Here is a 20,672-nt window from a genome sequence, read left to right as displayed (position 1 = left end):
TTCGCATTGAAGTAACAGGTAGTTCGGTTCCAATATGTGTTGAAATTGAGTTGGTGTTGTGTAGGAGGTGAAAACGATTGGGACGCTTTTCGATTGTAATTCGAGGCATGAGTTTTGAACTAGTCATTGGCGACAGTTACATCATTCATTACAATGACGACGAGATCAGCTTCAATGGACATGAGTCCCTAATCGAAGAAACTTTTTGGCAGGGGGATGATGGAGAAACCTTTTTCTTTATTTGGGTTCCTGAACATCAGGAGGATTACCTAATCTCGAGTAAAGAAATTAAGAACATTTTAAAGAAATAATATTTGATCTGCCTTTACGCTAACAGAAAACGATAGTTCAAACAACCAGGGAGCAGACCGTTACGGGTACCTGCTCCCTTTCGCATTGAAGTAACGGGCAGGATAGTTGAATGATTTCGCGAATAACTTAAGTCATGACGAATTTACGAAGTTCGCAAAAAGACGTTAGCCGAAAGAAGTTCTTAGTTTAGGAGGAGTCTATATGATATTAGAAAAAGTTATAAATAGAATTGTAATACAAAGTGAATATAAGGATTTTGTTGATAAGTATATAGATAATATACTTACCGAATTTAAAGGTAAGATTCATAGCATTTATATGTGTGGCTCGATTCCAAAAGGAACTGCTAAATCTTTTAAGTCAGATGCAGACTTTACTATTGTATGTGTAAATCCCAAAGATATTGATTACGAAAGATTGTCAAATATTAAAGACAGGCTTTTGGAAGAATATCCAGTAGTAACTAAGATTGATACGATAATTTGCTCGATTGACGATGTATTAAGTAAACCAAATGAGTGGGGTTTTTGGGTAAAGATAATTTGTGTTTGCATATATGGTCATGACGTTGGTGAAAAAGTACCACCGATAATTATTTCTCCAGAGTTCATTTTAGACTTAAATACAGAGACCAAGGAGGAAGTAGATCGTATACATAGTTTACTTTCTAATGCTAGTGATAACACAATGAAAACTAGATATATTAAAGGTTACTCTAAGAGATTAATTCGTGCATTATACTCTTTGGTTTTAGAAGATACAGGTGTATGGCAAGATGACATTATTAAGATGAAGAATGCCATATTAAACTATTGTGAGATTGACTCCGCTTTAGTTGATTATCTGTATGCTTGTTACTTGGATAGTAATGTACTTGTTGAAGAGTTTCTGGGAATTGCAGATGAAGTATATAGCTATTTTGAGAACGCCTTAAATGCAATGGCTGCTTCCAGAACTTCCTTCGGCTAACACCATATTGACGCTCCGGGTCACTCTGAGAAGCGAGTGACCACATCCAGCCCCCTAAGCCCGTCGGGACGTCACTGCGTTAGGTGTTCGGCAAGCCTCACAACTATAAGCAGCGACTCTAATTAAAACATAAGACTATTGAGCTAACGGGACACGATAGTGCAATATGCAACAGAAAAGGCAGCGATCACTTAGATCAGCTGCCTTTTCTCAACTAACGGGCAGTTATCAAAAATAAAAAGGTGTTGAAAAAGGGAATTATCGGGTTAAACCGAATACAAATTGTATATTGTAAAAGCGTCCCAAACGAAAGGAATAGTTAAAATTATGACGACCTTTGAAACTATGCTTGAAAAAGTACAATCCGCTCTTGCCGATGAAACACCCACAACATACTTACAGGCGACGGCGTTGCTTACCGATCACGGCAACGTATATGTAGCTGTCTGTCGTGACGTATTCGGCTCCGACTGCGGTTATGACAACTTGCTCGCTATGCTGAAAGCCAAGGGCGAAACAAGGATCCTGAAAATGGTCACAATGTGGAAAGACGGTGGTCTTGATCTCAGCAGTATGAATTTCAGAGAATCAATTTATGGAATGAACAAAGAAAATATTGAAACCGAAATTTTGGTTTTAGGGGTGAATCGTGACGGTCCAGAAGAGCGATTCCAACCTTTTGTTAAGAAGATGATTAACACACTGCCCATTTACACGATCGAATTATTAAAAGGGAATTATAAAGATTGGAGCAATGCTAAGAAGGCGCTGGATGCGATGGAAAAGTATATAGAACAGCATGGAATGTCCTTCGCAGACGATGTGCTTCGCGCAACTGCACCTGAAATCTGGGAGGATATCTACGGGCGGTAAATTCAATAATTTATAACACTACCATATATGCATGTCATGGTTTTTCTTCTGTTGAGCCAACCGACATTATTAATGCCGAGGGGCGATTAATTCAAACAAAAGAGAGCTTGGAACGTTGAATCTAATGCAATTACGCTAACAGGACACGATAGTTGAATCATGATATAGAGGCAGCTGGTCAAACGATCAGCTGCCGTTTTCATTGAACTAACGGTCAGAATTATGGGATATGAAGGACTTACCCACGATTAGTGGAATATTATTACTAGGCTAAGGGAAGAAGGATTAATTAATATATTCAGAAATTTGATTATTTCAAATACAAAAAGGGGAGCTGGAAAATTGAAACCTATTATTGTGGGAATTGCAGGCGGTTCGGGCAGTGGGAAGTCAACTTACTGTGAATTGTTGGCTAATGAACTCGAAGAATTTCAAGTAGCAGTTGTTTCAACAGACCATTTCTTTAAAGAGGATTTGCCAAAGATGATGTCGCCTATATCAAATGTGGAATATGACGATTTCAACCATCCCGACGCATTGGACTATAACAATTTAATGGAACACTTACACAAATTATTAAATGCTGAAAAGCATCCTGATGTAATCATTATAGAAGGCATTTTCACACTATACTTTGAAGAGTTAAGACAAATGTTAGATTTAAAGATCTTTGTATATCTTGATGCAGATGAGCGCATGTATCGGAGGATAAGAAGAAATATGAAAGATTGGGGGATGGGTTTGGAGGAAGTTGCAACCTATTACCTAGATGCTGCAAAACATAGAGAAAAAGAATTTGCACTCCCTACTAAAAAATTCGCCGATATCATCATCAATGGCAACCAGCTAGAAGGGAAGACTGAAAATATTATCAGTTGTTGGATAAGTAGTAAGATAAGAAATGAGCCTGCAGTTGAATAACACATAATGTTGAGCAGGCTACCGCAGTCTGCTCATTTTATTGAAATTATAATTCGATGTTCAATTAAAGATTGATATGGTAAAATCAAGAAAATATTTAAGGCTGGTGAAGTTGTGGACAGAGAGTTGTTGGCAAAGAAGATTTATGAAACAGCACACTTAACAGGAAGCTTTAAATTACGGTCTGGGAAAGAATCAATCGATTATTTTGATAAATATTTGTTTGAGTCCAGTCCTGCTTTACTTCACGAGATAGCCGAGCAGCTGTCAAAACTAGTTCCCTCAGGCACCGAGGTTTTAGCAGGACTCGAAATGGGCGGTATTCCAGTCGCAACGGCACTATCATTAAAGACAGGGATTCCGGCGGCATTCGTTCGTAAAAAAGCAAAGGAATATGGGACATGCAAGCTTGCAGAAGGTATTGATGTAAGTGGGAAATCTGTTTGTATTATTGAAGATGTTGTCACAACAGGAGGGCAAATTTTACTGAGTGCGGCAGATTTACGTAACGCTGGGGCAAATGTTGTGAGTGTCCTTTGTGTGATTGAGAGAGAACCACAGGGAAGAGACAATATTGAAAATGATGGTCTACATTTCTTCTCTTTGTTCAAGATGGAGGAGCTCCTAGAAACTCCTTCGACAAGCAATGTAACATAGAATTTTACAAATGAGAGCTGCCGAACAAGTAAAGGCAGCTCTTGTTCATTGAGTTAACGGAAACTTTAGTGTCATAACAAGGGAGCAGAATGCCGCGGCATCTGCTCCCTGATTTTCATTGACGGGCAGTATACGTTTGCATCGGCAATCATTTTTGTTTTGCAGGTTATTTTTCCAACAAAATGAAGCGCCTAAACGTTATATTTACAAAGGAGGCGCAAAATGAATCCTGATGAAACCATTAAAGCAATTGCTGTTGGAGATACGGATGCACTTAAAGATTTATACGATGAACTACGTTATATTGTTTATTCTGTAGCTCTGTCGATACTTCGAAAGAAATCCTCCGCCGAGGATGTTTTGCAAGATACGTTCGTTCGAGTATATGAAAAGGCGGCAACATATAAATCTGGTACAAATGCTAAAGCATGGGTTATTTCTATTGCACGGAACCTTGCCTATGATGCCTTAAGACGTGATAAAAGAGAATTTACGAATGAAATTGATCAGGAAACTATAAGAACAAAAAGTTCATTAAACTCAACCGAAGCTATTGTTCTTCACAGGTTAGAACTTACTGAAGCGCTCTTTCGTCTTGGTGAAATTGAACGTCAAATTGTTGTGATGCATCTTGTAGCGGGATTAAAGCATTCTGAAATCAGTGAGGAGCTTGGAATCCCTGCAGGGACAGTAAGATGGAAATATCGTCAAAGTTTGTCTCGATTAGCAGAAATCATCGGAGGTGGAGAAAGTGGATCAGAGACATTTGGTTTTCGTGCTACAAGATGAACTGATTCGAAATACCCCTGATGTATGGGGAGAAATACAAAGGAAAATCGCCGAAAATATTGCTTCTGAACTTTTGCAGGAACTTGATGGTGTACCATCGCCTCATGGAAGACTCTTCGGTGAAATAAGGGAAAGCATCAAACAAAATTGTTATAAACAAGGAGCGTGAGACTTATGGATCAGGATGATTTTTTTCTTAAATGGGAGAAAGATGAAAAGTCAAAACTAGCGGAAGAAGTTGAAAGTAATTACGTTGAAGCAACATGGCAGAAAGTCGTAAACATGTATTCGGAAGCATTAACTGAGCAACCCAATAACCCTGAATATTTTTTCAACTATGGATATTTGATGCAAATAAAAGCAAAAAGATTAATGCGGGAAGCAGCAGAGTACTACCAAAAGGGCCTTGAGAGCAAATTACTTAACAACAATTATTCATGGATTAGTGGTAAGTTACACGCTCAGTTAATACAAGCTCGCGCTCAACTATTGGAAAATCATAAATCTGTAGAATATTACAAAAACAAATTAAGAGAGTTTCCTGACGAACCACAGATGTATTATTATTTGGTCCAATGTTATCTTAATGTTGATCAAATTCACGAAGCAAAAAAAGTGGTTGAATCAGGAATGAAGCTTTTTCCAAATCATGCGATGCTTAATTACTATCAGGGAGAAATTCACTCGCGTCATGGTAATGCGGAGGAAGCGTTAAAAGCATGGGAAAAATCCGCGATCCTTGACTCACAGCTTATTGATGGACGATTCAGCAGAGCCTTCTTGCTTGAAAGGGAGCAGCGGTTTAAAGAGTGCGCACAAGAATGGAGACTAATTGTTGAGTTCATGGATAAATATAACTTCAATAAAGAGTTCCCGATAAACGAACTTGAGAGAATCGAAAAATTATTGGAAAATAGCTGAAAATGAGAACCAGCTATTTTCATTTTCACCGTGTCGTTGGATTCATATCTGAACCTTCAAATTATTTTCTTCGCCTATAAAGTGTAGAAATAAAAAAACGACCCTCGCGATTAAGCGCAGCGTTATAGTTGGGAGGAACCTTGTCGGCACCGGCTATTCAGTCTGCTTCCAAATCAAAAGCTAGGAAAAGCGCTGGAATCTTCAAGTCTTTCATTGGCGTCTCTACCAAAGAGTATGCGAGCATCATTTTAGCGGAATAATGTCAATCTCGTGCAAAGACAATAGGGCAGGAACGCTGTACTCTGATAACGAAACTGAAATAGGAGATGAGGGAGCGAAGGTATGATTCCATTTATTCGATTGCATGAACGGCTTAGGGAGAAGGCTGTCGATGTTAGAGCTCGAGCTGTTACCTATGTTGCCATGGGAGACAGTGTGACGCAAGGTTGCATACAGGCTGGCGCTGTCGAATACGAAAACGTGTATCATCAAGTGCTGCGTAGGGCCGTGGAACGAAGGTATTCAGGGACGGTCATCAATGTCATAAATTCAGGGGTCTCCGGAGACTCTGCTGAAGCTTCCCGTCCGCGCTGGGCACGCGATGTGCTGATGTACAACCCCGATCTGGTGACGATTTGCTTCGGACATAACGATGCTCATGGTGGCCGTGATGGCATTAAGCCGTTCGTCCGAGCGCTTGCTGATCTGATGGACAGTATTGCAGCAGAGACGGACGCTGAGGTGCTGCTGATGACCCCGTGTATGATGATGACGAAAGATAATGAGCATGTAGCGTATATTCATAAGCCGCTTGTTCCCTCATTCATCCAATTGGCTGAAGAGGGAACGCTGGCGTTTTATGTCGAGGCGGTTCGAGATCTTGCGACTGAACGCAATGTCCCTTTGCTGGATGTGTATGCCCTTTGTGAGCAGATGAAGCATGACGGCTTGGATATTCACGACTATCTTTCTAATGGCCTAAATCATCCTAATCCCGATTTCCATAAACAGTGGGGCAAGATATTGGAGCAGAAGCTGTTCAGCTCTGAACTCGTCAATCAACCGTAATCAAGGCCGGGGAGCGTACCCGGCTCTTTGTCATGCATGCACTTACCGAAGCAAACCTCGTTTATTGCAGGGATCTCTCTCCAAGAAGCTCCACTCGCCATTGAATGGGGCTTTTTCCATGTTTTTGCTTGAACAGCCTACTAAAGTAATGTATGCTCTGATAGCCTGTGATATCCGCAATTTCCTGCACGCCCATACTGCTGTTGGTGAGGTATCCGATGGCTGCATTCATACGTAAGTTATTCAAGTATTGAAAGGGGGTTATCCCTTTGTATTCTTTGAATATACGGATCAAATAGGACGGATTCAGGTGAACAAGATCGGAGAGTGTTCGCAAGGTAATCTTCTCCCAATAGCTTGCTTCCATCCAGCGGACCAGCATTTCGATCGTTTCTTTGGCGGGGGCTTCTCGGTTAATCAATTGGGGGTATCTATTATGATTCTCTTGCTGCGCGTAGGTGTGAGTAACATGATCGATCAGTGATAGGATCGTCTTTATGTCAGATAAGGAGATCTGATGAAACAATGCTGGTTGCTGCTTCGACCACTCTGAGACTACTAGCTTACTCAATTCGCTGATACGATGAGCAATCAAGTTCAACTCGGGGACGGATTCGTTCATCGAGACCTGAAGATGGTTCCAGACCGTACATTGCTGGAATCCCGGGAATGAACTCAAATGGTCATCTTCTATTTCCCAGTAGAAATAACTATATGTTTTCGAAATGAGAACTAATTTGTGATAAGTATTGAGGGGGATGAGGAATAAAGCGGGACCTTTAATAACATAAATCTGAGAAATAAAATTAAGTTGTACCTTTCCTTCTGAGATATACAGCACTTCATGGTGATTTGGATGAATGCCGCCAAGTCGATCGATAAATGGTGGAGTAGATCGGTAATCTTGCATGGCTTGTGAGGTACAGTCATAGCCAAATGTCCGAATTTGCATATGCACATCTCCCGTCATCAAACCTAAATAAATGAATGGTAACCGATATGGACAAGTAAGTAATGACAGCGTGAACGACAAATAGGTATGTGGTGTACATTGTAGCATAATTTACCAATTGTCGCACATGATTACGCGGCATATGTATCTTTTCTTCACTTGACCGGTTCCGGATAAAAGCATTCAGATATCAATAAAATGCAAACGGTTGCGAAAACAGGTGGAGACACAAGGCTTTGCTGCATATTCGGAGAATTTAGGATCAATACGATCTGCAAAGACGATTCACGTTGCAGTTTGTAAACTTAGAGTAGATGTTCATTCTAATTTAGGGAGGTCCAAAAGATGTATCCAAAATCGAAAAAGAAGATTGTATTCTTCATTACACTATCCTTATTGCTGTTGCTCGCTGCGTGTGGAAAAAATGCCAACAACATAGAATCAAACGGAGGGACTAAGGAGACGAATGAGAATGCTCCGGTGAATAAGACGGCGGCCGTGTATGACAATGGCTTACCTAAAGATGAGAAGGTAACGCTAAAAGTTGGTTTTCTTGAAGCTGGCTATGGACGGGATTGGTTTGACCATGCCGTCAAGTTGTTCACAGAGAAGTATCCGAACGTAACGTTCGATATTACGGCTTCCCCTAAAATCCCTGACCTGATCAGCACGAAAGCCGCAGCCGGTGATGATGAGGATATGTTTGACATCCTTTACGGCTTAGCCTATACCGAATTTGTTGACGCCAATAAATTGGAACCGCTTACAGATATATTCCAATTGTCTCCAGTAGACGGACAAGGGAAGAAGCTTGATGAGCTGATCGTCCCTGGTTACAACATCCCAGAACAGTATTACAAAGGCGAAAATTGGTTATTCCCGATCGCGAACTATATTGGCGGATTGTTCTACGACCAGTCGCTGTTCGAAAAGAATGGCTGGAATCAAGCGCCTAAAACGTATGATGAGTTCCTTGAGTTATGCGAAGAAATCAAAAGCAAGGGGCTCGATCCTATCGTGTATTCCGGACTGCATAATTACGCCATATTTGCTTTTGATACTAAGGTTTTCGAGCTTGCGATCGATAACGGAAATAAGGATTTCCGCACTCAGTTTGAGAATTACTCTGGTCCGGAATTTACATCACCTGAGAGTATCGAAGTGTACAAGAGACTTTACGACATGGGCAAGAAGGGGTATATCAGCAAGCAGAGTGTCGGCATGAATCATACGCAATCGCAAATGCTCGCCTTGCAAGGCAAAGCGGCAATGGTGCCGTCCGGCGACTGGATTGAAAATGAGATGAAGGAATCGGCTCCGGAAGGCTTCAAGTGGGGTTATATGGCCGTACCGTTCTCCAACAATTCGACTACTCCTATTCATGTTAACAACGGTCTTAGCTATGCCTTTCAACTGTGGGCGAATAAGCCGGATCTAAGTAAGCAATGGTCCAAACAATTCCTTTTGTCCTTGCTGACTAATGATGTCCAGCAGATCCTGGTGGATAAAGGAGGAGCATTCCCCCTTCGGATAGATTATCTGGATGATTCAGCTAGGGCGGAGAATATGAAGCCGTTGCAGAAATCCATCGCGTCATACATGAAGGAGAATAACGTTGTATTGGAGTTGAAGAGTCGTAAGGTGGTCCTTAGCTCACCGGATTTTTCAGCAGCGTATAAAGTTATCTTGGATAATGCGGCTTTGATTTTGACCGGGCAGAAGGAGCCTATACCCGTTCTGGAGGAAGCGGAGAAGCTGCTTCAGAAGGCTGTCAAGGCAAAAAAATAGTAAATACTTGTGCGATGTAGACCGCTGACCAGACGGACAGCGGGTTTACATTGTGACTTAGAGGGGAGAGATGCTGAAGTGAGAACGGTAGCTTACAACAAATCGAACATACAGAAGGCGATCTTCCTGACAGTAGCAGTCCTGCCGCCATTCGCCGCCTACTTGCTGTTTACTTTGTATCCCAATGTTCTATCCATATATTATTCGTTTCTGGATTGGAATGGCATCGGCCCGAAGACGTTCATCGGTCTGGAGAATTACGTCAGGATGTTCAATGACCCTGTCGTTCTGCGATCTCTAGTCAATAATTTGATTTTGCTGGTTACTGTCATTCCGATTACACTCGTCATTTCGCTTGTCCTTTCGGATTTACTGGTTAATCGGAAGTATAAGGAGAATAGGTTTTATAAAGTGTTGTTCTTCTTTCCCAACGTATTGTCGCTTGTGGTCATTGCTCTGGTCTGGTCCTTTATCTACGATGGGACGTTCGGTTTATTGAACGGGCTGCTTCGGCTGCTCGGCTTTGAGGATAATCATAACTGGCTTGGTAGCGAGAATACGGCGCTTGCGGCTATGATTCCGCTCTATGTATGGTGTTATGTTGGTTTCTATGTGGTCATCTTCATCAATGCGATGAGTTCCATCCCAAAGAACATTTATGAATCGGCTGTTCTGGACGGGATTAGCAACTACCAGCGCTTTACAAAGATAACACTGCCACTGCTATCCGGCGTGATTCGCGTAGGCGCGATATTCTTAATTCTTAATGTGATCAAGGGCTTTGAATATATGTTCATCATGACAAAAGGAGGACCTGGCGGCTCCACCGATGTCATCTCACTATATATGTTCAATCTGGCTTTCGGAACTCAAAATCTTGGGCAGCATTATTATGGGTACGCCTCGACAATCGGCATGTTTATATTCGTAATCCTGATATCGATCAAAGTAATTATGGACAAGTTTTTCACTAAAGATAGCGTAGAGTTTTGAAAGGCGGGTTACCATGAAAAATGGATTCACTTCTCAAGTGTGGCGCGTTGTCTTGTTCCTATGGGCATTAACCGTAATGCTTCCATTAATATGGATTGTCTATCAATCACTTAAGACAAATCAGGAGTTTTTTGCTAATATATGGACGTTGCCGGATAAGCTTCAATGGACTAATTACGTGAAGGCATGGACGAAGCTGGGCGTGGGCAAGTCGATGCTCAACACTGTCTATTACGTTGGTCTAGGTCTGCTCATCAGTCTGGTAGTCTCGACGTTGAACGCTTATGCATTCACGCGAATGCAGTGGAAGTTGCGGGGATGGCTCTGGAGTATCATTATGCTATCGTTGTTCCTGCCAGGCATTAATATTCTTGTCCCACAATATACGCTGATGAGATCGCTTGATCTGATTAACAGCTTGAACGGCCTTGTTTTGCTTGCCAGCTTGCCGCTGGGGGCATTCGATCTGATGCTGCTGGGAAGCTTCATGCGATCACTGCCGAAGGAGCTGGAGGAGAGTGCGTTTATTGACGGTGCAAATCTGTTTCAGGTCGTTCGTAAAATTATCGTGCCGTTAGCCATGCCGGGCATTGTGACAATCGCTATCTTTAAGTTCGTCGCTCTATACAATGATTTCCTTGGTCCGTTCATTCTACTGAGTGATCCAGACAAATACACGGTCAGCGTCAATATGTACGCAGCCAATGCTATGATGGAGTACAAAGCAGACTGGGTCACGCTCCTCGCGGGACTTGTCATTACGATTATTCCTACCATATTCATCTATATGTTATTCCAACGAAAAATTATTGAAGGCGCTACCCTTGGTGGTGTGAAAGGCTGAGGCATGCAGCACAAATGCACCTGTATGAAAGGGCTCATGATGCAATCTATCACATCACATGAGCTCTTTCATAAGGTGCATTCTTTTTTTATGGCTAGCAGCCTACACTTTTTTGTGAATCCAACAAGTGCTGTTGAGCACGCTTGTCCCAATTAGCGAATGGCATCCACAAAGCGATGAATATTCCCGCTCGTATGCTGGGACGGCTCTAAATCCCGGAACTGCAAGTGCTATTGCTTTGCCAATATAGTACGACACCTAGATAGAATGCCGACTTTTCCATAATCAACTGCCAGGCTTCCTCGGCCGCTGCCGCCGGGAACTTATGCGTGATGAGAGATGTCGTTTGCAGCCACCCGTCACGTATCCCCGCAAGCGTGTCGTTCATGCGCTCACTCGTCCAACCGGACGGGCAATGCAGCGTAATCTCCTGAGATCGTAACTCTTGAATATCAACCATTCCCGTTGTACCCAGGAATCCGGCCGATACGAAATGGCTGTTCCATTTCATGGCTGGCTTAAGCTTTCGGAATGTATCCATGCTGCCGACCGTATCGACGACAATCGCCAAGTTGGTTCTGCCTACAAGCCATTGTTCCAAGGATTGTTTCTTCAAATTAAACTTGTGGATCGAAGAAGGGAGCAAAGACAATCGATTGTCGTGCCGTCCAAGCACCGTAACTTCCGCTCCTTGGGCTTTCAGCGTCTGGGCGGCCCAATGTCCGACCATGCCGTCTCCGATGACAACCGCCTGATCCCCGCTCGTAACAGGCGGACGGCTTCCACAATTGTATCCGACCTGCGTGAGTACCAGGCCGCTATATGCTAGCGTGTCTGCTCGCTCAGGAAGCTTCCATACCTGGCTTTGATGCGTAACGGAAGGATTAACGTGTCCGCCGTAATCGAACTTCATGCCTTTTACTCCGCTAATGGATGCGAAAACCCAGTCTCCCGGCATGATATCATGCACATGGTCTCCGACAGTTCGGACAATTCCGACCTTCTGGTAGCCGGCGACATGAGGGAAAGGCAGCTCGTCGCCGGGCTGTGTAACTTGTTCCCCTGCCACCCGCTCGCCATACAGAAAGGAGGATTCCGTCCCATTGCTGATCCATGAATATTCCAGATCGATGACTACATCCTCTTGGCCTGGTTCGGGAATATCGATTTCCATATAGCGAACCTGTCTTACTCCTGTAAATACAACGGCATTAGCTCTCATGCTTGCCACCATCGAGCACAGGGGCGAAATCCGTCGGAGGATACGCATATACCTTTATCGCCTCTTGTTTGTTAAGCAACTCAATCGTTTCACGATATCGATAAAAGGGGATATGATGCGTTTGAAGGCATTGCGTATTCAATCCTTTATTAACGACGAGATCGAGCAGAAGTGCACGGTCTTGTTCGTTGAATTTTCGGTAATGATAGGATTCCAGCTTAACCCCTTTGAACCAAAGATGCTCTCTGTAGCGAACTTCGCCCTTCAACACACCGAAGATGACTAGATGTGAGTCGGTTCTTTCGAGCAGTTGCTGTACGGAAGCAGAGGCTCCGACGCAATCGTATCCGAGATCGAAGCGTTCATCTCCCAACTCATCAACATGCTTGGCGAGCCCAAGCCCTAGCTGGTTCACAAACGCGATTCGTTCCAGGTTGATATCAACGGCTGTTACGTTTGTGGAACCGAGAAGCTTGGCGGCTTGTAAGGCTAAGATGCCTGCCGGTCCAAGTCCGGATACCAGCATGGATTTGCCGGTGAGGTCGCCGAACTGCAGCAAGCCAATCAACACACATTTCAATAGCTCAAATGATACCGCTTGTTTCCACTCTATTTCCTCAGGAAGCTTAATTAGTTCGTGTTCACGGTAATGTAAGTATTCCATGTAAGCGCCGTTTCCTTCGAGATGCTCTAGGGAGGCTACCCGATCACCAATTTTCAATGAATGAATCGCGCTGCCTACCGCCACGACCGTTCCCGCTATTTCATGTCCAGGGAATCCGGGGAGCAGTGGATAATCCGGTTGCTTGGCCGCATCGAACATATCCTTGCCTCCCATCATACTCATATCCCAACGCGGACATGTGGAAGCGATCTCGATACGCACCGTTACCTGGTCCTCCATAGGTTCGGTCAATGGCAATTCAATAATTTCGAATTCATCTTTCCCGACGATTTGTAACGCTTTCATCCCAATCCATCCTTTGTCTCAATGAATTTTGAATTACAAATTAAGTGTACATGGGAGTTGATAAGATGTCTTTGCACGTTATATCCCTCTCCGTAAACGCACGGCATAAGGGATGAGCAATAGGGCAGCTAAATCGGCGAGAGGTTTGCACGATATTGACATTTTTACGTATCGACTTCGTCACCCATTCCATTCCGTTCCGCGGGATGTGCCAAGCGATAGACATGGGGCGTCATGCCGGTCATTTTTTTGAACAGGCGATTGTAAAATTTGAGGTCCTTGTAGCCGACTTGCTGGGCAATCGTCGTGACTTTGTCCGTCGTTGTCCTTAATAATTCGCAGCTTTGCTCGATTCGCCACTTGTGCACATATTCGAGGAAAGTCATGCTGAAGCATTCCTTAAATCTTCTTCGGAAGTGACGCTCGCTGAGACCGGCTTCTTCCGCGCAGCGTCTTGCGCTGCCTGGCGGGAAGGAATTCGTTCTCAGTTGCTTTGCAATCGAGTAAATAATCTCGTCTGTGTCTCTTCTGCGCTTGGCAGGCTGAACGTGAGGGGGAGCTTCCAGCAATGGCACGCGCGTCATGTAGGTAAACAGCCGGACCAGCTCCGCTTGAATGAGCAGGATGTAGTTGACGCGACGCCTCTGGAATTCCTCAAGCATGATATTGAAGCTGTGTTGGAACAATCCGTCGTGGTCGTGGAACCTTCTCCATGATTGCTCTGGGAACTCTAATTGGAGCAGTCGTTGCACATCCTGATCAGGCTCGAAGGCACGGATCAACCGCTCCGAGAATGATTCGTTAAACAAACAGTTGTAGACGATAAGCCGTCCCTCCCCAGGGGCAGGCGTTGACGGTCGGAAGACGTGAGATACTCCGATCGGAAGGTAGAACAGGTCTCCCTTAGACACCGAAATCGTAGAGCCTTCAATATAATGATAGCCCTTGCCTTCGCTCACGTAACAGAGCTCGATAAATTCGTGTCGATGCTGCTCCAGGAGAAATGACTCTGAGACGCGGTTTACATATACGGGCTGATCCGGGAACAGGTACATACTACTGCTTGTCACAAGCACGTTTTTTTTCACGGAGTTCCTCCTCTGATTCCTGTCATAAGGCATACTTATGTCCGAAACCAACCGATGATTGGTCCGAATCGGCCCTTCAATCCTTCGTTTCTTCAATTATAATAAAAGTTGTTCCGGAATGGCATCATGAATCCGCTCAATACATTTGGAGAGGAGATCCTATTATGAATCAAACCATATCATCGGATTGGCATGCAGCATGGATATGGGGTTCTGGACAACAGAGCCCGCGGAACGAATGGCGCTGCTTTCGCCGCTCCTTCATACCTATGAATCCTATCGAAGGGTCCACAGTACGTATTACCGCCGATTCCCGTTATGTCTTGTTCGTAAATGGCAAGCAGCTTGGACGAGGTCCTGTACGCTCTTGGCATTCCCAATGGGCCTATGACGAATACGAAATTGGACATCTGCTGGAACCAGGTAAGGAAGCGGTCATTGCTGTGTTAGTCATGCATTACGGCATCTCTACGTTTCAATATTTGCGAGGTCGCGGGGGATTACTGCTGCAGTTGAAGATGCAGCAACATGGCACAGACAATGGTGAGATGCTAGCGAATGAATGGAGCATCGTAACCGATGCATCCTGGAAGACCGCCATACATCAAGGATATCAGTCCAACTCCTCCCGCATCTCCTGCCAGCTGGCTTTTACCGAAGTCATCGATGCAAGGACTTGGGATGCATCCTGGATACAGCCCGAATATGACGATAGCGATTGGGAAGAGGCCACTGTTATCGGGCCCGCAGGAATGGAGCCCTGGACGGGGCTGGTAGCTCGGGATATCCCATACTTGACGGAAGAACCTGTATTCCCTTCGAGGGTGGAGAGCATGAGCGGCGTATTGCCACCCACCTGGAGCGCCGTCGTAGATCTATACGCACTGATGTCCCCGAATAGCGGCAACCATGCTAATAACGTCGCCTTCTGCGGCTACTTGGCGACGAAGCTGATTCTGGAGCATCCTGCAGTATTCACGATCGGCATCCCTGATTCAGGTCGCATCGACCCCATCATCCGAATTGATGGGCGACTGTATCCAGTAGACAGCTATACAGGAGAAGAGCCCGAGCGGTATCTGACCGTCCAGCTGGAGCCGGGAGATCATTTCATCTTGATTGATGTAACCGGTTGCAGCCACGGGCATGGTTTCCATATCGGCTTCGACAGCGAAATGCCATTCCAGATTCAAGCGCTTGGATTAACGGATGGAGGAACAAGCACATCGCCGTTTAGCCTCATCGGCCTGTTCGATGCGGTTGAGATCATCGATCATCAGCAACCGAGAGAACTGGTTAAGGATCATCCCGTCTATGAAGCGATTAAGACGGCCTCATCCGCTGCCGATGTGCAGCCGTTCGAAGCTTGGATCCATCCGATCGCTGAGCCGTTCATGAATCTAAATGACGTATTCACCTCTTGCGTGTGGAAGAAGGCCGAGGTGGCGCAACCGATGACGCCGTCCTTGCAGTATGCTGTTATAGCCGGGGCAGATGCTGCTTTGTTGCCTGTTATCAGCGGCATGGATACGGAAATCGTAATCGACTTTGGACGGGAGCTGTCGGGATACATCGCTTTTGAGCTGAATGCTTCGGTCGGAACCATCGTCGACCTGTACGGCTTCGAATACATGAAGGATGGTTGGCGCCAGCATACCTACTCGCTGGACAACACGATCCGATACATATGCCGTGAAGGCAGGCAAACCTATGTATCCTTCATCCGGCGCGGGCTGCGCTATCTTACGCTAACCATCAGAGAGGCATCTCGACCGGTAAAGCTGTACGAGGTGAAGCTGATCCAGAGCAACTATCCGGTTGCTAATATCGGCAGCTTCCGCAGCAGCGACCCTGTACTGAGCGACATATGGGCAATTAGTCGGGACACGACCCGCCTGTGCATGGAGGATACGTTCGTGGATTGTCCAGCTTACGAGCAAGCGTATTGGGTGGGCGATGCCCGCAATGAAGCGCTTATCAATTACTACACCTTTGGGGCCACGGAGATTGTGGAGCGATGTCTGAAGCTGGTACCAGGCTCCGCTTCCCAAACGCCCCTGTTCGCTGACCAAGTGCCAAGCGGATGGAACAGCGTGATCCCGAACTGGACCTTCTTCTGGGTAACCGCTTGTCTGGAATATTATCGTTATGAAGGCCGTCAAGCGTTCCTGAATGAGATTTGGCCTCATGTGAAGCTAACGATGGAAGCATATCTACACCATATCAATGACAAGGGCGTATTTGTGTTCCATGGCTGGAATCTGCTGGACTGGGCTCCATTTGAGCAGCCGAGGGAGGGAGTCGTTACCCCGCAGAACATAATCCTCGCAAGAACACTGCGGCATGCTGCCGAGATTGGAGCACTGGTCGGTGAAAAAGATCAAGCGTCACTCTTCGAAGAGGAGGCTGAGAAACTGATCAGCGCTATCAATGAGTACCTATGGGATGAAGAGCGGCAGGCTTATGTCGACTGTATCCACAGTGATGGCAGCTTATCCTCTACCCTGAGCGCTCAAACGCAGATTGTAGCCTTTCTATGCGATATCGCGAAGGGAGACAGACTGGAGATCATCAAATCATATATCATTGAAACGCCGAAAGAATTCGTGCAGGTCGGGAGTCCCTTCATGTCCTTCTTCTATTACGAAGCCTTAGCCAAGATGGGACGTCTTGATATGCTCATGAAAGATATGCAGTGCAATTACGGTTTCATGATCGAGAATGATGCCACCACGTGTTGGGAGATGTATCCTTGGAGCGGATTCAACTCGAATCCGAAGGTACTGACGCGCAGTCATTGTCATGCTTGGTCTGCGGGACCGGCTTATTTCCTTGGCGCTTATGTTCTTGGTGTTCAGGGTGTTGCCCCAGGGTGGTCCAAGGTGAGGGTTGCTCCTGAGCCCTGCGGGCTGCGATGGGCTTCCGGCTCTGTGCCGCTGCCTCATGGCGGACGTATTGATGTCTCCTGGAGGGTCGAAGAGGCAGGTCTGTTAAAACTAAGAATTGAAGCGCCGCCGGAGGTTGAGATCATAACTGAAGCACCGAAGGGCTACGAACTGAAGGTGGAATACCGAAGTAAGAATTCATCCAATAGAGAGGACGAGTCGAAATGAAGGGAATCGGAAGAGGATTTGCATTGAAGCTATGATGAATTTCATCATAGCTTTTTTTTTTTTGAAATATCTGAATTTATAAGTTTCACAGATACAGGGTCTTATATTTCTTAAAAAACGTTTCGATGAGCAAGGTCCGATTCAACGTATGCATTCTTATGGATAAATAATTGGGATTATTCGGTAAATAATTGTTTATAAAAATAAACAAAAGTGCTATTGTTGTATCACAAACATAAAACAATATAAACGGATGATAACGGAATGATATAAGGCACATGAAAAGGGGGATATGAAACGGAGTTCATGCATATTGGGATACGAGGGGTAATGTGATGAATCAGCATATTGCTATTGCTATTGATATTGGCGCGTCCAGCGGTCGCTTAGTGGCGGCGAGCATTGCTGCCGGTCATCTTCATTTGCGAGAAATTCATCGGTTCAAGAATGACTTCACCGAAAAAGACGGGCATATGTATTGGGATATCGAGTACTTGTTCCAGGAAATCGTGAAGGGGCTGCAGCTGGCCAAGCAGCAAGGGATTGAAGCGTGCACGCTGGGAATCGATACGTGGGCCGTAGATTATGTGCTGCTGGATGATGCCGGGTCTCGCATGCACGAGGTCTATGCTTACCGTGATCACCGCACGGAGGATGTACCGGATCGGCTGCATCAACGGATAAGCCGAGAAATCGTCTATGCGAAGACGGGTATTCAGGAACAGCGGTTTAATACGCTATATCAGCTGTTTGCTCATGATCCGAATGAATTGTCCCGTGCAAGCAGCATTCTGCTCGTACCCGATTATTTATATTACCGGTTATCGGGCCGGCGGATGAATGAGCGCACAAATGCTTCAACGACGCAGATGTTGAACGTGAAGGCGGGTGATTTTGACGAAGATTTGCTGAGCCTGCTGCAACTGCGCAAGGATCAGTTCGCCGGTTTGCAGGAACCGGGTGAATTCTTGGGTTCTATTCTGCCTGATCTTGTCCACGCGCATCGCTTACCGGACTGTCAACTGGTCGTCGTTCCCACGCATGATACGGCTTCTGCCGTCGTTGGGGTCCCAATCCAGAGTAACCGCCCATGGGCATATCTAAGCAGCGGAACCTGGTCCCTGCTTGGTGTCGAACGAGATCGGCCGATCCATACGCTCGAAGCGATGCGATGCAATTACACGAATGAATGGGGAGCCTATGGCACCTACCGGTTTCTCAAAAATATTATGGGCATGTGGATGATCCAAGAGGTTCGCAGAGAGCTCGGCGAGGAGCATAGCTATACGGAATTGACGGAGCTCGCTTCGCATGTTCCAGCCTATCGCAGTCTTGTTCCGTGCAATGCGGCTAGGTTCCTGAGTCCGAAGCGCATGATTCTGGAGATGCAGCGATTCTGCCAAGAGAGCGGACAACCGGTGCCGATGTCCCCTGGAGAGCTCGCACGATGTATATTCGATAGTCTCGCCTTAACGTACTATAATGCGATGCAGGAATTGAACAGGTTGCACGGTCAAGCGATTGAAGTGTTGCATATTGTCGGCGGAGGCTCTCAGAATACGCTGCTCTGTCAGTTGACTGCGGATGTGCTAGAAATCGAGGTGCAAGCCGGACCTTCCGAATCCACCGCACTCGGCAACATTGCCGTCCAGATGATCAGTTCGAAGGTGCTGCCGAACCTTGAGGAGGCGCGTCAGTGCATTGCCCATGCTTTTCCGCCTGTCGTATATGTGCCGCAGGGCATGCCAGATCGCGAAGCGGTTCTACAGCGCTGGCAGCAGGTGCAAGCCGTTACGACCCAATAACTTCTAATGATACAGGAGGATAATAGTGCCATGAATCAAGCGATAGAATCCAGTTATAACGAAGCGAGACAGCTCTATGCCCAGCATGGAATTGATGTCGATGAAGTGTTGCGCAAGCTTATTGATATTAAAATATCTCTGCATTGCTGGCAAGGGGATGACGTTAAAGGCTTTCTTTTTCAAGATAAAGGATTAAGCGGCGGGATCGCGGTCACGGGCAAATATCCCGGGCGTGCGCGTACGCCTGACGAGCTGCGGCAGGATTTGGAGAAGGCGCTGTCCATGATACCGGGAAAGCATAAAGTGAATCTGCATGCGATATATGCGGATACCGACGAACAGGTTGATTTGAATGAGCTGGAGCCTCGCCATTTTCAAGGCTGGGTGGATTGGGCTAAGCAGAACGGATTAGGACTCGACTTCAATCCAACGATGTTCTCGCATCCTAAAGCGGAGGATGGATTCACGCTCAGTCATGCCGATCCGGAAATCCGCCAATTCTGGATTGAGCATTGCAAAGCTTCGCGGCGGATCGGCGCTTATTTCGGAGAGCAGCTGGGCGAGCCGTGTGTGACGAATCTTTGGCTGCCGGATGGGTATAAAGATACGCCCGTGGATCGGCTGGCGCCGCGAATCCGTCTGCGCGATGCGCTGGATGAGATATTCCAAGAGGAGATGAACACGGCGCATCATATCGATGCGGTGGAGAGCAAGCTGTTCGGCATCGGCTCCGAGAGCTATGTTGTTGGTTCGCATGAATTTTATATGGGATATGCGATGAGCAGAGGCAAGACCATTTGCTTGGATTCTGGCCATTTTCACCCGACGGAGATGATCTCCAGCAAAATCTCATCCATTCTCATGTTCACGGATCGGCTGTTGCTGCATGTGAGTCGGCCTGTCCGCTGGGACAGCGACCATGTCGTTACGATGGACGATGAGCTGCTTGACATCGCGCGAGAACTCGTCCGTGGTCATTTCCTCGATCGAACGCATATCGGTCTGGATTTCTTTGACGGAAGCATTAACCACGTTGCGGCTTGGGTCATCGGTACGCGCAATACGTTGAAGGCATTGATGCGTGCCATGCTGGAGCCTGTGGAGCTGCTGAAGGAACTTGAGCTTCATCGGGATTATACATCCCGACTTGCGCTCGTCGAGGAATTCAAATCCTATCCTTTCGGTGCGGTATGGGATTATTATTGTGCCCAAGCAGGCGTGCCTGTAAGGGAAGAGTGGCTTCAAGTCGTGAAGCGCTATGAGCAAGAAGTGCTGTTTGCACGTTAATCAGAGACCTCATGTCCGGGCTGTGATGTATTTGATCATGGCCTTTTTTTACGGAAAAAATAATCGTTTATTTCCGAAAACAGGTATTTATAAACACAAA

At 45.8% G+C, this 20,672-nt stretch carries 19 protein-coding genes; 15 read left to right on the top strand and 4 right to left on the bottom strand.

The annotated features are described in order from the left end of the window. Positions 1 to 77: 77 nt before the first annotated feature. From AC3WTP_RS21985 to AC3WTP_RS21945, 9 genes are all read left to right on the top strand, one after another. Positions 78 to 311 (top strand): hypothetical protein, encoded by a 234-nt coding sequence (locus AC3WTP_RS21985; protein ID WP_492396766.1) that lies wholly within the window; start codon positions 78 to 80, stop codon positions 309 to 311. A gap of 202 nt (positions 312 to 513) precedes the next feature. Then, positions 514 to 1,281, top strand: coding sequence for a nucleotidyltransferase (locus AC3WTP_RS21980; protein ID WP_492396765.1), 768 nt, complete (start codon positions 514 to 516; stop codon positions 1,279 to 1,281). Positions 1,282 to 1,608: 327 nt separating this feature from the next. Continuing rightward, positions 1,609 to 2,154 carry a hypothetical protein gene (locus AC3WTP_RS21975; RefSeq protein WP_492396764.1) on the top strand — a complete coding sequence of 182 codons (546 nt, stop codon included), beginning with the start codon at positions 1,609 to 1,611 and terminating at the stop codon, positions 2,152 to 2,154. Between the two features lie 342 nt (positions 2,155 to 2,496). Next, complete coding sequence (locus AC3WTP_RS21970; protein ID WP_492396763.1) at positions 2,497 to 3,075, top strand: uridine kinase family protein; 579 nt, start codon at positions 2,497 to 2,499, stop codon at positions 3,073 to 3,075. A 126-nt stretch (positions 3,076 to 3,201) separates the two neighbouring features. Further along, positions 3,202 to 3,732, top strand: a complete 531-nt coding sequence (gene pyrE / locus AC3WTP_RS21965) for an orotate phosphoribosyltransferase (protein ID WP_492396776.1) — start codon at positions 3,202 to 3,204, stop codon at positions 3,730 to 3,732. Positions 3,733 to 3,954: 222 nt separating this feature from the next. After that, positions 3,955 to 4,521 (top strand): RNA polymerase sigma factor, encoded by a 567-nt coding sequence (locus AC3WTP_RS21960; protein ID WP_492396762.1) that lies wholly within the window; start codon positions 3,955 to 3,957, stop codon positions 4,519 to 4,521. After that, entirely contained in the window at positions 4,484 to 4,690 is a 207-nt protein-coding gene (locus AC3WTP_RS21955) for a hypothetical protein (RefSeq protein ID WP_492396761.1), read from the top strand. Before AC3WTP_RS21960 ends, AC3WTP_RS21955 begins: the two co-directional genes overlap by 38 nt. Positions 4,691 to 4,695: 5 nt before the next feature. After that, positions 4,696 to 5,442: a tetratricopeptide repeat protein gene (locus AC3WTP_RS21950; protein ID WP_492396760.1), complete on the top strand. Its 747-nt coding sequence runs from the start codon at positions 4,696 to 4,698 to the stop codon at positions 5,440 to 5,442. 342 nt (positions 5,443 to 5,784) lie between these two features. Then, the gene (locus AC3WTP_RS21945) at positions 5,785 to 6,510 is read left to right on the top strand and encodes an SGNH/GDSL hydrolase family protein (protein ID WP_492396759.1); all 726 of its coding nucleotides are present in this window, start codon (positions 5,785 to 5,787) and stop codon (positions 6,508 to 6,510) included. Between the two features lie 61 nt (positions 6,511 to 6,571). Here AC3WTP_RS21945 and AC3WTP_RS21940 read toward each other — a convergent pair whose 3' ends face one another. After that, positions 6,572 to 7,462, bottom strand: a complete 891-nt coding sequence (locus AC3WTP_RS21940; protein ID WP_492396758.1) for a helix-turn-helix transcriptional regulator — start codon at positions 7,460 to 7,462, stop codon at positions 6,572 to 6,574. Positions 7,463 to 7,807: 345 nt separating this feature from the next. Here AC3WTP_RS21940 and AC3WTP_RS21935 point away from each other — a divergent pair, with 345 nt between their 5' ends. The 3 genes from AC3WTP_RS21935 to AC3WTP_RS21925 all read left to right on the top strand — a co-directional run bounded on the left by AC3WTP_RS21935 (position 7,808) and on the right by AC3WTP_RS21925 (position 11,087). Then, complete coding sequence (locus tag AC3WTP_RS21935) at positions 7,808 to 9,250, top strand: extracellular solute-binding protein (RefSeq protein ID WP_492396757.1); 1,443 nt, start codon at positions 7,808 to 7,810, stop codon at positions 9,248 to 9,250. A 78-nt stretch (positions 9,251 to 9,328) separates the two neighbouring features. After that, positions 9,329 to 10,243, top strand: coding sequence for a carbohydrate ABC transporter permease (locus AC3WTP_RS21930; protein ID WP_492396756.1), 915 nt, complete (start codon positions 9,329 to 9,331; stop codon positions 10,241 to 10,243). 13 nt (positions 10,244 to 10,256) lie between these two features. Beyond that, complete coding sequence (locus AC3WTP_RS21925) at positions 10,257 to 11,087, top strand: carbohydrate ABC transporter permease (protein WP_492396755.1); 831 nt, start codon at positions 10,257 to 10,259, stop codon at positions 11,085 to 11,087. Between the two features lie 208 nt (positions 11,088 to 11,295). On the opposite strand, the gene AC3WTP_RS21920 is transcribed toward AC3WTP_RS21925, so the two are convergent. The 3 genes from AC3WTP_RS21920 to AC3WTP_RS21910 all read right to left on the bottom strand — a co-directional run bounded on the left by AC3WTP_RS21920 (position 11,296) and on the right by AC3WTP_RS21910 (position 14,367). Continuing rightward, on the bottom strand, positions 11,296 to 12,309 hold the full coding sequence (locus AC3WTP_RS21920; RefSeq protein ID WP_492396754.1) for a hypothetical protein: 1,014 nt from the start codon (positions 12,307 to 12,309) through the stop codon (positions 11,296 to 11,298). After that, positions 12,299 to 13,279: an alcohol dehydrogenase catalytic domain-containing protein gene (locus AC3WTP_RS21915; RefSeq protein ID WP_492396753.1), complete on the bottom strand. Its 981-nt coding sequence runs from the start codon at positions 13,277 to 13,279 to the stop codon at positions 12,299 to 12,301. Before AC3WTP_RS21915 ends, AC3WTP_RS21920 begins: the two co-directional genes overlap by 11 nt. Before the next feature lie 164 nt (positions 13,280 to 13,443). Beyond that, entirely contained in the window at positions 13,444 to 14,367 is a 924-nt protein-coding gene (locus tag AC3WTP_RS21910) for an AraC family transcriptional regulator (protein WP_492396752.1), read from the bottom strand. 164 nt (positions 14,368 to 14,531) lie between these two features. On the opposite strand from AC3WTP_RS21910, the gene AC3WTP_RS21905 reads away from it, so the two are divergent. The 3 genes from AC3WTP_RS21905 (at position 14,532) to rhaA (ending at position 20,572) form a co-directional block, all read left to right on the top strand. Beyond that, on the top strand, positions 14,532 to 17,480 hold the full coding sequence (locus AC3WTP_RS21905) for a family 78 glycoside hydrolase catalytic domain (RefSeq protein ID WP_492396751.1): 2,949 nt from the start codon (positions 14,532 to 14,534) through the stop codon (positions 17,478 to 17,480). Between the two features lie 335 nt (positions 17,481 to 17,815). Next, positions 17,816 to 19,285, top strand: coding sequence for a rhamnulokinase (gene rhaB, locus AC3WTP_RS21900; RefSeq protein ID WP_492396750.1), 1,470 nt, complete (start codon positions 17,816 to 17,818; stop codon positions 19,283 to 19,285). Positions 19,286 to 19,315: 30 nt separating this feature from the next. Then, positions 19,316 to 20,572, top strand: coding sequence for an L-rhamnose isomerase (rhaA, locus tag AC3WTP_RS21895; RefSeq protein WP_492396749.1), 1,257 nt, complete (start codon positions 19,316 to 19,318; stop codon positions 20,570 to 20,572). Positions 20,573 to 20,672: the final 100 nt, after the last annotated feature.

Source organism: Paenibacillus sp. EB106-04-04-XG159 (genome assembly GCF_058791835.1).
Note: the sequence above shows the minus strand (reverse complement) of the source record. Positions and strands in the feature narration are given on the sequence as shown.